The organism is Flavobacterium rhamnosiphilum (genome assembly GCF_004349195.1).
GTDB lineage: Bacteria > Bacteroidota > Bacteroidia > Flavobacteriales > Flavobacteriaceae > Flavobacterium > Flavobacterium rhamnosiphilum.
This window is the reverse complement of the sequence record NZ_SMLG01000013.1, coordinates 100,937-117,237: the sequence shown is the minus strand read 5'-3', so window position 1 is coordinate 117,237 and position 16,301 is coordinate 100,937. Positions and strand designations below refer to the sequence as shown.

The following is a 16,301-nucleotide window of genomic DNA, read 5'->3' as shown; positions in this document are numbered from 1 at the left end:
AGTTATCGTTCCTTCTTCGGCAACTGAATAAGTGTCGTCAACCGCAACTGGTGCCGTATTTGTTAAGGTTGTAACCCCTAAGGTAAACACTTCTCCATTATTGAAAGTGATATTATTAAAAACTGCTTGACTCCCTGAATAAGAACTAACGCTTTTTTGGGTTATCGTTCCGGTTGTTAAATCACCATCACCATCCGTATCAATAAGCAATACCAGACTGGAAGCGGTAGCTCCAGTAAGCGTTATGCCTGTCAAATCAAAATTGAGAGAAACACCGCTAATATTTGTGCCGTCTGTATTACTTAGTTTTGTTTTCCATTCTCTATTTAATCGCGTAGTAATTGAAGTGGGCAATTCTGTAGCTTGCTGAAGAGGTAGTGCTGCACTACCCGTATTATTGGCAAAAAGGATAAATTCCTTATCGCCGTTTATGGCCAAACGAGCAGAATCTAAATTGAGATTGGACAACCCAGTATCTGTAGAAACCGTAAGAACGCTGTTAGCATCAATACTTTTAGAAATGCGCTGATTCAACCCATAAAGATCGTCTCGGCCTAAACTAAAAACATCATATTTATAGGTGGCATCCGAAACCCAAATAACGGTACCTGCAGAATTTACATAATCATAGGAATTATTTCCTATTGCAGCACCCAAAACATCCGTCCCCGATGTTATGGTAACACCATATTTAATTGCCAAATACGATTCTACAGTCTTTCTTTCTGCGTCTGTCAAAACCCTATTATAGACCAACACTTCTGCAATTGAACCATTCAATTTAGCATCCGCATTTGAATCTGCAAATGCCGAAAAATGTTTACCCAATCTGACACTATTAGTTAAAGGCAAACCTGCTCCAGTGGCAGCCGGCGTAATATATTTGGCAGATATATTTACCTCATCCGTTGCTCCATTCGCATACAAACTATAATTTACATCATCATTATTAATAACCTCTCTTTTCAAAACACCTATGGAAGGCAAACCAAGCAACCCAAAATCACCTTGGTTATAATAATCACCATTTGAACCTCCTCCAAAAGAAAGCTTACTTGTATTTGCAATACCAAAAGACATATCTGAATTTGATACTCCCGGGCTTGAAATATCACCACCATACAGTAAACCTTGGTCATATTGAGAACCTCCTGTTCCCGCAGCTTTAAATACCACAAAAATAGTTTGAGATAAAGCTGTCGGGGTATCCATCTGAACTGCATTTCCTAATCCGGCAGCCGCGGCGGCATCAAACTGCATTACAGGGTTGAAATTTATACTGGTCGCCACATCATACTTGTAAGTGGGCATAACAGGCAGTGAAGTTTCTGATTGTCCCGAAACTGCAGTTGCCTGAACACCATTTTGAACCGTACCCGAAGATAAATCATACCAAGTAGTAAGAGTAGTCCCATCTGCCGGAACAGAGGCTGGGGCATTCACTCCTTTATCGGCTTTGAGCCACAAAACATTGTCGCTAGCTACCACCGTTACCGTTACACTTTGACAAGAAGAAGAACATGTCCCATCCTCCCAACGTGCATAATAAGTTGTTGTTATGGTCGGCGAAGCAATAGTCAAAGGATTTCCTGTACCCATTGCCGTTCCGCCACAGCTTGATGTAAACCAAGCAACCTGCGTACCGGAACCTCCGCTTACACTTAAATCAATAGTCCCTGCATCGTCAGAATTGAAATTGTCTCTATTAACGTTTGCAGCTGTAGGCGCTGTAGGTGCTGATATTATTGTAATTGTTTTAGTAGCTGTCAATTGCCCGGTACAACTTGAAGGAGCAACTCCTGTGGCTGTCACATTGAATGTAGTCGTAGCAGAGAGACTACCCGTTGGCAAATTGATAGTACCACCCGTTCCTGCAACTACAGAACCAATATTGGAGTTATTTGCATTATTCCTTAATTGATAATTAAAACCAACTTCAGAAAGGGCAACAGTTATGTTTGTTGAAGTGTTAGCACAAATTGAGGTTGCATCCGAACCTACCGCTAAGGACAAAGTTGGAACAGCATTTACGGTAACGGTTACCGTTTCGTCAAGTGTTTCCGTACAAGAACCAAAAGGAAATTTAATTGCTTTTATAGACAATGTTGCATTTGCAGTAAGTGTGGCAGAAGTTAAAGTAATCGTTCCTCCAGTTCCTAATATAGATGCCCCTGAATTTGCCGAAAGCGTATTATTAAAAATTTGATAAACCACACCCGTTTGAGAAGATTCAACTTGAACATTAGCAACGACACTTCCTGAGCACACGGTTGTGTTATCCGGATTTACCGTTAAAGTTTTTGATGGAGGGCTACAAGTAACGGGGGTTTCATCAGATTTCGGCCCTTCGCAATTTGATCCACTCGTGGCTGTGGCCGTTACTTTTCCTCCTGAATATAATGCATTAGCATAAATTGTTGATATTGTCCAAGAAGTACCTGCAACCACAGCTGTAGCCAAGGTTGTTTCTGCTAAATCAGTATAAACTGGGTAGCCATCGATATATAATTTTATAGTATCCCCATTGGTACCTGTTCCCGAAATGAAAGTTGTGAATTCTACAATTGATGCTGGAGTAATAGTAACAGCATTTGCCGTTTGTGATCCAACCAGAACGCCTGCAGACGCCACACTTTCAGACTCACAATCCGTTGAATTTGTAGCCTTTGCGGTTATTGTAATTCCTGGAGCTATACTAATTCCTGAAACTGTCCATAAACCATTAGAAACAGTTATTGGTGAACCTATTGTAGCTGCACCATTATACAATTGTATAAAAGTCCCGTTTGGTTCTGATGAAGTACCACGAACACTCGTTGTTGTCCCACAATAAGTCCCTGTAATTTCCGGTGCTGTAGATATTCCTCCACTTATTTTAATAGCCGCTGGACTGAGCGATATACATTTTCCAGTTCTAATTGCTTTTACTGTTATTACATCACAAACTTTTAAACTTAAAGATCCTATTGTCCAAGAACCCGATGCATTGGTAGTTGTTGCTCCTACTTGAAAATCATTAACAAATAACATTACAGCTACACCTGATATATTATCTGGCGATGGAACTGAACCTGTGATAGATGTAGTTGAAGGAATTACTGTTGTTATAATACTTGGTGTGGTGGTGGTGTTGGCAACAGTGCAATTAATTCCAATAGAAACCCAAACAGGAGCAGATTCACATTTCCCTGACAATGTTTGTGTTATTTTATAATTCCCATCAGCAAGACATGGCGATCCTGACGTAGAGCTAGTTGTTTGTCCTGAACCTGGATCGCATTTCCATAAATAATTTCCAGCATTATCAACAGTAATAGTATTTGGTGAGCCTGCAGTCCATATATTTCCTCCATTAGGATTAAGGAGAGTATTATTAAAATAAACCTTAATTTGAGCACCTATAACTCCCGTTCCTGTAAACCCTTTATTAACACTTGCTGCTACTGAAGTAGGCATAGGAGTACAAACATCATTAACCGTTGTGGCATTATTACAATTCGTTCCCGACACTACTTCTCCTGTTGCTTGTGCAGTTGCAGAAATCTTGTCACCAATTACAAATGCTGGCGAAATTCCAGTTAATGACCAAGTACCTCCTCCAGTTACAGTAGTTGAACCTATTAAAACTGTATTTTTATAAACTCGAATAGTCGTTCCGTTTGCTTCTGTAGAAGTTCCGTTTACTGTAGTAGCTCCCGGTGACAAAGGCAAAGTTATTACAGGGCAATCTGAAAAAACACACGTAGTGGTAGAACTTGGAGAGCAAGGTGGCTGATTATTTATAACTTCGGTAAAGCAATTTTCTAAACTTCCGCAAGCGGTATCATTTACACCCCCAATATCTGAGGCAGAACTTGGACTACAAATTGTAGACTTATCTGCTGCCATATTATCAACAATAGCATATCGCATTGCAGTATTCTGATTAAATCCAAGTGGTGTTAAATCAGCCCAATCAACATAAAATTCTAAAAAGAAGTTCATAGGATTACATTCAGTAGAAGCTGCAATAGATTTTTGTATTCTATCAACAGGATATGACTTAACAAGGTTCGCTCCGCAAGCAGCTTCCAAGTTATAAATTCTAGCCCCAAATTTCGTAGCTAAAACTATTTCTACTTCAAAGCCTGGATTAGATGGTGTATAAGTTGGGTCAGCATTTGGACCAGTCGATCCAAATTTACCATCAGTATCAATTAAAATGGAATAACTTTTTGCATTTGGCGCAATACTAGCCATTCTAAACCGAAACAACCAGTTTGTTGCATTAGAATAATGAAAAACAGGATCAATACCTCCTGATACCGATTCAACAAAATCAGAGAATCCACAATTAGGACCATTTCTAACATCAGAACTGGGTTCGCTACCTGCAGCAATCAATGTTCTGTAAGTTATTTCGCTATTAATTTTGTCATTCCCCAAAAATCCAGCAGTTGATGTTGAAATATAACCATCATTATTAGGATCCAAGACAGATCGAGAAGCGCCAGTAGCAGGCTCAACAATTAATCCAGGTGTTTGACCACTTACCTTGCTAAAGGATAGGATTAGAAACAGTGCAATAAGCGAAAAATTTTTCATCATTGAAAACTTTGTATTTGTACAGAATAATTTTTTTAACATGTGACTTATAAGGATATATCTAGAGAATTTCATAGGAATACTAACAACCTGAATGCGATGATTAATCAATTGATTTTCAATACAAATTATCCCATAGGGATTATACCTGCAGATTAATGTATAGTTCCTAACGGAACAAAATAATAATCGAATTCAAGTTAATACTGTTAATTAATTTTGGAATCAAAAATAAAAGGGAAAAAATTGGCTAAATAGTCAATTCGGACATTTTTACTGTTTGTTAGATTTACAGTATTTACTTAAAAAAATAAGCGTATCAAAATCGACTTTAATATTTCACAAAACGATAACAATCAACTATTTATACATTTAAAATTAAAAAAACAAATGCGTTAAAAAAGATGATTAAAATCAGAAAAATAATTATTCAAAGTGAAAATAATTGGAATAAAAGCATTCGAAGTAAATAAAAAACGCACTTCAGATGGAAGTTTGCCAAAGCGTTTTTTAAATTTGGAGGCAAACCTACCGGCACAGTCATAACCGGTTACTGTCGCAATATTTTGGATATGGATATCCGAATTTTGAATCAATTGCATGGCCAGAAGCATGTTTTTTTCTTTGTGATATTGCAACATTGAAAAACCAAACACCGCTTTAAAATTTGATTTTAATTTTGTGGGCGAAGTATTTACATCCTTTGCAATACATCCAATCCCTACGAAAGGAAGATGTAAATTATGCAAAATCATTTTCTCGGCCTTGGCAACATTATAATAATCTAAATTGCTTAACGAAACATTATCTAAAATCCGGTTGTCCTCAAAAGAATTATCAAAAAATTCGATAATTAACTTCATACAGTCTTTTTTAAAATTTACACTGTCAAATCCACCTTCACATTCGGGTTCTAAGTTTTTTGTGATTTTTTTTGCCAAATCATGTGCTTTTGGTGCGATGTTTAACCAAGTATAAGAACCTTTTTTACCATTTAAAAACTTTTTGATAGCCTTCCTTTGAGGGATTTTTTTAGAGGAAAGATTTTGATCAGCCCATTTCTTATTGATGGCAAAACTAAAAAACTTACCAGTTGTACCCTTATAAAAATAGGTTGTCACTTCGGTTTCTGGCTTGCTGAAAGTCCAACAAGTACTCAGAAGTCTAACATCGTCAGAATCTTTGAAAGGAAATTTATATTCAAACACAGAAAATGTCAGTAAATAATAGTCACTTGATTGATTATTATCATAACCTGATTTAGCAATTATATTTTCCCTGACGTCCATATCCGTTGCCAAAAGCCAAAAACCCTCTTCAATTTTACGATAACGCATCGTTGCTTCATAAAGAGGAGTATTTAAATAGATACTTTGTTTTGAAGGCACATGATCGGTAATTGGCAATTTTATTATACTGTCCAGCATTACTTCTGGAGAATTGAATAAATAAGGGAATTCAAAAAAACCATCCTTAAGAAGAAACAGATACTTTTGAATGTGTTTAGGCCAATTATCTATGGTCATACTTTTAACAATCTAGTTATTCACTTTAATGAAGAGGTAAAATTCTTTTTTCATATTTCAGTTAAGTCGGGTAATTCAATTTTAAAATTGCCTCTTATACATATCCAATTGATATACAGAAAATTATTTGTTACTAAGTATCAATACGGAAGATTACCCCTGCTTTTTATTTTTGGATGACAACAATTGAAATTAAAACTATTTTTTTTAGAGTAAATTTTATCTAAATACCAATCAATAACCTCTGAAATTTTCGGACACGAAAGTACGAATGAGCAGACATTTCTCTCCATAATATCGACAAAAAACTTGTTTTATCGATAAAATACATAATTGTCAACGTTCAGCGCTTTTTAAGGGATAAAAAAAGATATTTTTTCTTAAAATACAGGCCATATTACACCAAAATTCCAAAAAATACAGGGGTGATGTTTCAATAAAATGACTCCAGATAATTCTGGGTCAGAGCCGAAGATGGCAACAGAAATACTATAAAACTACACGATGATTTAAGTTTGACCGAGTACGAAACAATCGAAGCTTTGAAAGGCTTTTATTAATATGACTATCCGTAACTAATAGCAAACAATACTTTTGCTCACAGATTTAAAAGATTTTCACGGATTTTCCCTAATAAATCTAATTCACTTTTCTCTAATCTGTGGAAATCTTTTAAATCTGTGGCAAAAAACAATGTTAGTCCGCAAAGCGGACAGTCATATTTATTAATAAGAAAATAATACCAAAAAAATAAACACCTATTTTTTGCCACGAATTACACAAATTGCCGCGAATTCCTATTTTAATTTTTTAAAAATTAGTGAAAATTTGTGTAATTCGTGGTTCACTTTTTCAAGGTATTTGTGTCCTGTAAATTTAGTCCGCTTTGCGGACAGTCATAGTACTTACTATTGAATTTCTATTGATTTCAAAAATTCAGATCCTTCAATCATACAATACCCAATTTAAAATAAAAAGTACTTCCCAATCCTAATTCACTTTCAATACCAATAGTTCCTCCTTGCGCCTCAATAAATTCCTTGCTGATGGCTAAGCCCAATCCAGTACCAGATTTATGGCTGCCGGGAACCTGAAAATACTTATCGAAAATTTTAGTTTTATAACGGCTGTCAATTCCTTTTCCGGTATCAATCACTTGAAAAGCAATCTGATTATTTTCTTTTTTCAATTGTACCGTAATACTGCTATTTTCAGAAGAATACCGAATAGCATTGGTTAGAAAATTGATTAAAACCCAAGCCGTCTTTTCACTGTCAGCCTTCACTTCCGGCAAATTATGCTCCGCTTCAATCCGCAATTCAATTTGCTTTTGTTCGGCTTGCACTTTTATCGCTTCAATGGCATAATTTATAATCTCATACGGATTACTTTTTTCCATATTCAACTGAATATTTCCGGTTTCCAGTTGTGATAATTCCAGTAATTCCCCTGTGATTTTAAGCAATCGCTGGCTGTCCTCTTTGATGCCGTCAATAAGCTGTTTTTGGTCGGTATTGATACTTCCTGTTGCTGGTTTTTCAAGCAATTGCAAACTCATTTTAATCGAAGCGATTGGGGTTTTCAACTCATGTGAAACGGTGGCAATGAAATTAGTTTTAGCAAAATCCAATTCTTTAAAAACAGTAATATTTCTTAAAATAATCACATCACCAATAATGATGGTTTGGTCTTCACCCGTTGGTTTTATAGTAATTGTTACCGTTTCTTTTTCGAAATAACTTTCCTTTCCATCGGCAAAAATTTTCATCGGAAGTGGTTTCTGTCCCGAAGTTTCGGGATCATTTGATAAATTATTTACAATTAAGGATTTCATCAAATCATTTGTTAATGCTAAAGTTGAAGCCAATTTTCCGATAGCTTCTTCCGATTTTAAACCCATAATTTTCAATGCTTCATCATTCGCAAACAAAATTACACCTTGATTATCCAAACCAATAATCGGGTCGTGCATATTGTTAATCAACGTTTCCAATCGTTTCTTTTCAAAGGACAGCTTATGCAGATTGCTATTGCTGTATTCCTCGAGTTTTTGTGCCATTGTATTGAACGATTTGGCCAAATCGCCATACTCGTTATGATTCATAAAATGCACGCGTTCCGAATAGTTTTTATTGGCAATTTCTTTGATACTTCCAGTAAGTTCTTTTATGGGATTGGCAATATTATTGGGCAAATTCACTAATAAATTGAACGCAATCAAGAAGCAAAGCGTACCTGTAATGGCAATCCATAAATTAGCGGTTTCTGCGGTATGTGAAGCAATATCGCTTTTCTCTTTAATGGCAATCATGTTCAATTTCATGATTTCGAAAATGTCCTGACGGATTTGGTTTTTTATAGTTTCATCAGTCCTGTTTTTTTCTAAAAAATCAAAACTTTTTTGCAAATTATACGTCACTTTATCTTCGCCAATCTCCGTAATATTGGCAATCTGATTCTTAAGATTCGTTTCAAAAACAACAATTGCTTTTTCTTCATCGACATTAATTTCATCTAATGAAAGGAGCATGTTCCGAGAATATTCGAGCGTATTGTAATTCGCTTTCAGAATATTTTCGGTGTCTTTTTTTATCGAAAAAATATAAAACGCAGCCACTAATGACAGAATAATTATCATTAGAAAAAGTAAGCCAACGCCCAAGTTTAATTTGGTTTTAATTCTCATATTGTCATTGCGAGGAACGAAGCAATCTCATCCTCTTTTATTTAATTAGTTACTTAATTGTCCCGAATTAGCACGATTTTTTTTAAAATTAAACATTAAAATTCGTGCAAAATTTGTGTAATTCGTGGCTAATTTTTTTACTTAATAAGCACAATCCTAAATTTTAAAAAATTTCGAATCTGCGGCTATATTATTTTTACGACAGAATCACTAAATCAACATTCGATAATGAAAGACTATTCAATAAGCGTCTGAAAATCGTTGTTGACAAAATTACTTTAAATAAATTGAAGTGCGGTTTTCCGATGCAAACCGTTGTAATGTTTTTTTGTTCCACAATTTTCAGCATGGCATCTGTAATATTAGAATTTTGAATTTTAATCACTTCTGCTCCAAGTTGAGTGGCTAATTTGAAATTATTGATTAAATGGCGTTGCTTGTCCAATGCAATTTTATCGCTGCTTTCTTTTGGTGTTTCCACATACAAAACATACCAATTACAGTTGTAATAACTGGCCAAACGAGCCGCTTTTCTAATTACAATTTTAGCCGTTTTATCATTGCTGCTAATGCAAGCCAACAGTTTTTCATGTCGCAAAGCACTATTTTTCGGAACTTCATTCTCTACTTTTCTAAGCACTTGACCCGCAACTTCTTTCAACGCTAATTCCCGCAATTGTAAAATTTGATCTGATTTAAAAAAGTTATTCAAAGCCGTCTGAATTTTATCTGCGGTATAAATTTTCCCTTCTTTCAAACGTGCAATCAAATCCTCCGAGGTCAAATCAATATTCACCACCTCATCGGCCAATCGCAGTACATTATCCGGAACTCGCTCCTGAACATCAACATTGGTAATACGCTTTACGTCTTCATTCAAACTTTCAATATGCTGGATATTCACTGCCGAAATCACATTAATTCCCGCTTCCAAAATCTCCAAAACGTCCTGCCAACGTTTCTCATTTTTGCTTCCCTCAATATTCGTATGCGCCAATTCATCAACAATAACCACTTCAGGACGCAAATTGATAATGGCTTGCACATCCATTTCCTCGAGTTGTTTGCCTTTATAGAAAAGCGTACGTCTTGGAATAACGGGTAAACCTTCTAACAGTTCATGAGTTTCTTTGCGAAAATGCGTTTCGATATACCCAATTTTTACATCAATACCTTTTTTCAATAAAGTATGTGCTTCCTGCAGCATCCGAAACGTTTTGCCCACACCGGCACTCATCCCAATGTAGATTTTAAACTTTCCTTTGCGTGATTTTTGGATTAAATCCAGAAAGTGCTTGACGTTATTTTCTTTTTCTTGTTCCATTGTCATTGCTTTATAGAATTGACAATTGATAATAGGCAATTTGCAATTGACAAAATCTCACAAGCTAATTACCTATTATCATTGACTAATGCATATTGAATATTGCTTATTGCAAATTGCCTATTGTCTATTGTCTATTGTCTATTGCTTATTGCCTATTAAAACGAAATCGCTAATGAAGTCGTCAAAAATAAATTCTCATTACTGGGCAAATTATCTTTCAAAAATACCGCATCCTTACTATTCAAATTTCTGGCTTCTACTCTGAACATTAAATTTTCAGTAACTAAATAATCAAAATTAGCCGAAAAACCATAGGTTTTAAATCCGTTTTCAGTTCCAGTCGCGATAATTACCCCTTTCTCATCTTGGTAATACTCGCCTCTTGCCGCCAGCTGAATTTTAGCAGTCGGTTTGTATTGCGCCATCAAAATTGGAGAAAACCAAATGTCATAATTGTCACTTTTATGGACTGATTGTTGCGAACCTATATCAAAACCAGCAATTACGCTTGTTTTTTCAGTCACTTTAAATTGTCCGTAAAAATTATTGAAATAACGCCATTTTCTATCATTATCCGGTTGTTCGTTCCCAATGTAAGTACTCCAATTCAATGCGATTGAAGACGATGGTTTGAAAGTCACTTGTGTTCCAAAAGCAGGTGTTTGATTGCCCTCAACTTTCTGGATGCGTTGCCAGCCGTTCAAATACATCGCAGCCAAATACCATTTTTCGCTTTTTGAAGTATAGCCAATTTTCACTCCCGTTTCATAATACGGAGAATTGTCCGCCAAAATACTTCTGGTCAAAGTCATACAATCTTTACCAATCGCACTTTCAAAACCAATATGCGAGGGCATAATTCCCGCATCAACCCATAGATTATGATTTTTGGAAATTTTTACACCAATGTTTGCCTCATACACATTTTGCAATAAATCCTGTTCCGCTGCCAAATTATATTCAGCATAGGTTCCCGCCATAAGTGCAAAGTTTCCACGAATATTATCCTTTACATAATTCACTTTTACTAAACCTAAATTCAGATTCAATTCATTATGCTTGTTATGACTATAAATAAATCCCGGTCGTACATGATTATCTGGATTCCCAAAATCATAACTATAATAGGTCTCAACATATCCCGAAAACGTGAAGGAACTTTTTGACTCTTCTTGAGCATTAACTGTTGTAAATCCGAAAGCTATTAAAGCTGTAACTATTATTTTTTTCATTTTATTATTTTTATTAGGAGCTAATCCAGCTATTCGTTTCAATATTTTGTGTTCGCAAAAAAGCGAACACAAAAGGATTTCCACTGCTATCTGGGCTAGGGCATCTTCGTTTTTAAAGACCTTTTTTTTAAATTCTTAGCACTTATTGTTTGAAATTGATATTACTATTCATATTGATATTGACATTGATATTGACATTGATATTGCCATTACTATTGACATTGCCATTGAAATTGATATTGACATTGCTATTGACATTGATATTGACATTGATATTGACATTGCCATTGCCATTGAAATTGATATTGCCATTGCTATTATTTCTATTTCAACGCATCCAAAGCCACATTCAACTCCAGAACATTCACAGTTGCTGTTCCGATTAATGATGGTTTATTAATTTTGGTTTCCACCAAAGCTTTTACTTTATCTTCCGATAATTTGCGTGCTGTAGCCACACGTTTCACCTGAATCAGCGCCCCTTCCGGAGAAATATTCGGATCTAAACCACTCCCCGAAGCCGTCACCATATCTGAAGGAATGGCTCCTTTTTTCAAATACGGATGCACAATCAAAAAGGTGTCAATCCTTTTTTGAACCAAAGCCAAATAATCCGCATTGCTTGGTCCTTTGTTGCTTCCTCCACTTCCCGCCGCATTATAATCCACCGCTGAAGGTCGTCCCCAAAAGTAATTGGATTTATCGAATTTCTGTCCAATTTTTTGATACCCAACCACTTTTCCGTTAACGGAAATGGTTTCTCCTTTTCCTTTGTTTGGAGCAAACTGCGCAATTCCAAAAATCGCCATTGGATAGATGATGGCAAAGAGTACAACTATAAATAGTGTAAATTTTAATATTGAAAATATATTTTTCATTTTTTTTGTTTTTTTTCCTCACCCCAGCCCTCTCCACACGAGCGACAGCGAACTGGCGAAGCAAAGGAGAGGGAGAAAATGCGGAAGTTTTTACTCTTTATTTCGTTTGTTAATTTTTAGCGTTTATTTTTTACAGCTCTATTTTTTAGTTTCGGCTCCCTCTCCTTTGGAGAGGGTTGGGGTGAGGATTACATAAATAAAGCCACAATCAAATCGATTAATTTGATTCCGATAAAAGGAACAATCAACCCACCCAAACCATAAATCAACAGGTTTCGTTTCAAGATGGCACTTGCTCCGATTGGTTTATAATCAACACCTCTTAGAGCCAGCGGAATCAATATCGGAATGATAATTGCATTAAAGATCACCGCCGATAAAATGGCACTTTCCGGACTGTGTAAACGCATGATATTTAAACCTTCGAGAGCTGGAATCGCCGTAATGAAAAGCGCAGGAACAATGGCAAAATATTTAGCAACATCATTCGCAATCGAGAACGTGGTAAGCGTTCCTCTGGTCATTAACAATTGTTTTCCAATTTCGATAATCTCAATTAACTTGGTTGGGTCATTGTCTAGATCGACCATGTTACCAGCTTCTTTTGCAGCTTGCGTTCCGCTGTTCATAGCAACACCAACATCGGCTTGTGCAAGAGCGGGAGCATCATTCGTACCATCACCCATCATCGCCACGAGTTTACCGTTTTGTTGCTCATTCTTGATGTAATTCATTTTATCCTCAGGTTTGGCTTCGGCAATAAAATCATCCACACCGGCAGCTTCTGCAATAAATTTGGCTGTCAAAGGATTATCTCCAGTAACCATCACGGTTTTGACCCCCATTTTTCGCAAACGGTCAAAACGTTCTTTCATTCCCGTTTTGATGATATCCTGTAATTCGATAACTCCTTGAACTTCGTTGTTTTTTATGACTACCAAAGGCGTTCCTCCTTTTGAAGAAATAGCAATAACTCTTTCGGCTATATCTTCCGGAAAAATATTTCCCGCCTGAAGCGCAATGTTTTTTGCTGCATCTTGAGCACCTTTTCTGATGTTCGTCCCGTCTTTCAAAACAACTCCACTGGTTCTGGTTTCGGCAGTGAATTTGATTAAAGTTGCCCCTTCAATAGATAATTTTTGAGCTACTTCAATTCCAGCCAATTCTACAATACTTTTTCCTTCTGGAGTATCATCTGCCAGTGAACTTAGCACCGCTGACTTGATGAAATCTTCTTGCGAAATTCCTTTTGCAGGATAAAAATTAGTTGCTTTTCTGTTTCCAATAGTGATTGTTCCTGTTTTATCCAAAAGCAATACATCAATATCACCAGCAGTTTCTACCGCTTTCCCTGATTTAGTAATTACATTGGCACGCAATGCTCTGTCCATTCCTGCAATTCCAATAGCAGATAATAAACCACCAATAGTTGTTGGAATTAAACATACAAAAAGAGAAATGAAAGCTGCGATTGTAATTGGCGCATTCGCATAATCCGCAAACGGTTTCAACGTCACACAAACAATCACGAAAATTAAAGTAAAGGCTGCCAACAAAATAGTTAATGCAATTTCATTTGGTGTTTTCTGACGGCTTGCTCCTTCTACCAAAGCAATCATTTTATCCAGAAAGCTTTCGCCGGGTTCGTTAGTCACGATAACTTTAATTTTATCCGACAATACTTTTGTGCCTCCAGTAACCGATGATTTATCACCACCAGATTCACGAATTACAGGAGCGCTTTCTCCAGTAATAGCACTTTCATCAATCGTTGCCAAACCTTCGATAATTTCACCATCGGTGGCTATTAAATCGCCTGCTTCACAAATAAAAACATCTCCTTTTTTCAATTCTGAAGAACTGATGTTTTTGATCTCACCGTTAGATAAAACTTGTCTTGCTGGAGTTTCTTCACGTGTTTTTCTTAAACTGTCCGCTTGAGCTTTTCCACGAGCTTCCGCAATGGCTTCCGCAAAATTGGCAAACAAAAGCGTTGCTAACAAAATTAAGAATACGATGAAATTGTAAATAAAACTACCTTGATCCTGTGCGCCAAATAAAATGGCAATACACACAGCAAACATAATGGCAGTCCCGATTTCTACGGTAAACATTACCGGATTTTTGAACATTATTTTCGGGTTAAGCTTCACAAAAGATTGTACTAAGGCATCTTTTACTTGCTTACTTTCAAATAATGAGTTGGATTTATTTTTAGTCATTTTTTATATTATTTTAATGTAAAGTACTCCGCTAAAGGTCCAAGTGCCAGTGCTGGAAAGAAAGACAAAGCAGCTATAATTGCAATTACTGCAAAAACCATCACTCCAAAAATGGTAGTATCTGTTTTTAAAGTTCCTGCACTTTCTGGAATGTATTTTTTATTGGCTAATAATCCTGCGATAGCCAATGGCCCGATAATAGGAAGGAAACGACTCAATAGCAACACAATTCCGGTGGTAATATTCCAAAACGGATTGTTGTCCCCTAAACCTTCAAAACCAGAACCATTATTGGCTGCACTCGAAGTATATTCATATAACATTTCCGTAAATCCGTGATGACCGGGATTGTTGAGCCAACCAGTTGCGTTTCCGCTAAACCAATAACCCATTGCCGTATCATTCGCAGCAAAATAGGAAGCCAAAGCTGTTCCTGACAATATCAATAATGGATGAAGAATTGCAATAAAGGCAGCAATTTTTACTTCACGGGCTTCAATTTTCTTCCCTAAAAATTCTGGTGTTCGACCCACCATTAAACCCGAAATAAAAACGGCGAGAATAATAAATATATAAAAGTTCAAGAAACCAACTCCGCAACCGCCATAAAATGCGTTGACCATCATGGCCAGTAATTCCATAGATCCAGAGACAGGCATCGAACTATCGTGCATACTATTAACCGATCCTGTAGAAATTACCGTTGTGGCGATACTCCAAAACCCAGTAACGGCGGGACCAAAACGAACTTCCTTGCCTTCCATGGCTCCCGTAGCTTGGGTAATTCCCATTCTTTCGATAGCTGGATTTCCGTTGAGTTCACTGATAACTGTTGGTATTACTAAAAGCAAGAAACCAACGGTCATTACACCAAAAATCACGTACGAGAATTTTCTTTTCTTTAAATAAAAACCCAAAGCAAAAATCATCGAAAAAGGGATAATCAATTGTGCCCACAATTCAACCGCATTGCTAAAATAAGTTGGATTCTCTAAAGGATGAGCAGAGTTTGCTCCAAAAAAACCACCACCATTGGTTCCTATATGCTTGATAGCAATAAATGCAGCTGCTGGTCCACGGGAAACTTCTACTGAATCTCCTTGTAAAGTAGTTATGGCATCTTTTCCTTCAAATGTCATTGGTGTTCCGTTAAACAACAGCGCCACAGCTACAACAGCTGAAAGTGGCAATAAAATACGGGTGCAACTTTTGATAAAATAATTGTAAAAATTCCCCAATTTATCGGTTGTTCTCTCCCTCATGGCGGCAAAAACCATTGCTGCTGCTGCCATTCCGACACCGGCAGAAACAAATTGCAGGAACATTAAAAACATTTGCGACAAATAAGAAACTCCACTTTCACCTGAATAATGCTGTAAATTGCAATTTACCACAAACGAAATGGCAGTATTAAATGCCAAATCGGGTGACATAGATGGGTTATTATCTGGATTTAAAGGCATTGAACCTTGAAACAATAAAATAAAAAAGCAAAGAAAGAACCAAACCATATTTACACTCAAAAGTGCTTTTAGATGTTGCTTCCAGTTCATTTCTTCAGTTGCATTGATGCCACTGATTTTAAAAATAAATTTTTCAATTGGATTGAAAATCGGGTCAAGTAACGTTTTATCGTTTGAATAGATTTTAGCAATATATCTTCCCAAAGGAATTGCTAAAACTATCGAAACGATAAAAATACTGATGACACCAAATAACTCTGTATTCATTTTTTTAGATTGTTAGATTGTTGGATTATTAGATGTTTAGAAAATTAGATTATTAGATGTTTGGACATTATATATTGAACCTTTAAGATCTATCCCAAAGTTTCAGGACTAATAGT

The 16,301-nt window shown here is 36.3% G+C and carries 9 protein-coding genes; 1 reads left to right on the top strand and 8 read right to left on the bottom strand.

Annotated features, from left to right (window positions below):
* The 5 genes from E0I26_RS14795 to E0I26_RS14775 all read right to left on the bottom strand — a co-directional run.
* The coding region (locus E0I26_RS14795; RefSeq protein ID WP_131917211.1) for a beta strand repeat-containing protein at nt 1-4,587 on the bottom strand (4,587 nt) is incomplete at its 3' end.
* Nucleotides 4,588-4,979: 392 nt separating this feature from the next.
* The gene (locus E0I26_RS14790) at nt 4,980-6,110 is read right to left on the bottom strand and encodes a helix-turn-helix domain-containing protein (RefSeq protein WP_131917210.1); all 1,131 of its coding nucleotides are present in this window, start codon (nt 6,108-6,110) and stop codon (nt 4,980-4,982) included.
* A 949-nt stretch (nt 6,111-7,059) separates the two neighbouring features.
* Nucleotides 7,060-8,796: an ATP-binding protein gene (locus E0I26_RS14785; protein WP_131917209.1), complete on the bottom strand. Its 1,737-nt coding sequence runs from the start codon at nt 8,794-8,796 to the stop codon at nt 7,060-7,062.
* A 196-nt stretch (nt 8,797-8,992) separates the two neighbouring features.
* Nucleotides 8,993-10,120, bottom strand: a complete 1,128-nt coding sequence (locus E0I26_RS14780; RefSeq protein WP_131917208.1) for a sensor protein KdpD — start codon at nt 10,118-10,120, stop codon at nt 8,993-8,995.
* A gap of 158 nt (nt 10,121-10,278) precedes the next feature.
* Nucleotides 10,279-11,355 carry a porin gene (locus E0I26_RS14775; RefSeq protein ID WP_131917207.1) on the bottom strand — a complete coding sequence of 359 codons (1,077 nt, stop codon included), beginning with the start codon at nt 11,353-11,355 and terminating at the stop codon, nt 10,279-10,281.
* A 145-nt stretch (nt 11,356-11,500) separates the two neighbouring features.
* Between E0I26_RS14775 and E0I26_RS14770 the strand changes: the two genes are divergently transcribed.
* On the top strand, nt 11,501-11,755 hold the full coding sequence (locus tag E0I26_RS14770) for a hypothetical protein (RefSeq protein ID WP_131917206.1): 255 nt from the start codon (nt 11,501-11,503) through the stop codon (nt 11,753-11,755).
* On the opposite strand, the gene E0I26_RS14765 is transcribed toward E0I26_RS14770, so the two are convergent.
* The 3 genes from E0I26_RS14765 to kdpA form a co-directional block, all read right to left on the bottom strand.
* On the bottom strand, nt 11,679-12,233 hold the full coding sequence (locus E0I26_RS14765; RefSeq protein ID WP_131917205.1) for a K(+)-transporting ATPase subunit C: 555 nt from the start codon (nt 12,231-12,233) through the stop codon (nt 11,679-11,681). The genes E0I26_RS14770 and E0I26_RS14765 overlap by 77 nt on opposite strands.
* Nucleotides 12,234-12,421: 188 nt before the next feature.
* Entirely contained in the window at nt 12,422-14,455 is a 2,034-nt protein-coding gene (kdpB, locus tag E0I26_RS14760; protein ID WP_131917204.1) for a potassium-transporting ATPase subunit KdpB, read from the bottom strand.
* Nucleotides 14,456-14,463: 8 nt separating this feature from the next.
* On the bottom strand, nt 14,464-16,185 hold the full coding sequence (gene kdpA / locus E0I26_RS14755) for a potassium-transporting ATPase subunit KdpA (protein ID WP_131917203.1): 1,722 nt from the start codon (nt 16,183-16,185) through the stop codon (nt 14,464-14,466).
* Nucleotides 16,186-16,301 lie beyond the last annotated feature (116 nt).

Coding starts and splice junctions, on each gene's coding strand:
- E0I26_RS14790 (WP_131917210.1), bottom strand. CDS start 6,110: ATGACCATAGATAATTGGCCTAAACACATTCAAAAGTATCTGTTTCTT.
- E0I26_RS14785 (WP_131917209.1), bottom strand. CDS start 8,796: ATGAGAATTAAAACCAAATTAAACTTGGGCGTTGGCTTACTTTTTCTA.
- E0I26_RS14780 (WP_131917208.1), bottom strand. CDS start 10,120: ATGGAACAAGAAAAAGAAAATAACGTCAAGCACTTTCTGGATTTAATC.
- E0I26_RS14775 (WP_131917207.1), bottom strand. CDS start 11,355: ATGAAAAAAATAATAGTTACAGCTTTAATAGCTTTCGGATTTACAACA.
- E0I26_RS14765 (WP_131917205.1), bottom strand. CDS start 12,233: ATGAAAAATATATTTTCAATATTAAAATTTACACTATTTATAGTTGTA.
- kdpB (WP_131917204.1), bottom strand. CDS start 14,455: ATGACTAAAAATAAATCCAACTCATTATTTGAAAGTAAGCAAGTAAAA.
- kdpA (WP_131917203.1), bottom strand. CDS start 16,185: ATGAATACAGAGTTATTTGGTGTCATCAGTATTTTTATCGTTTCGATA.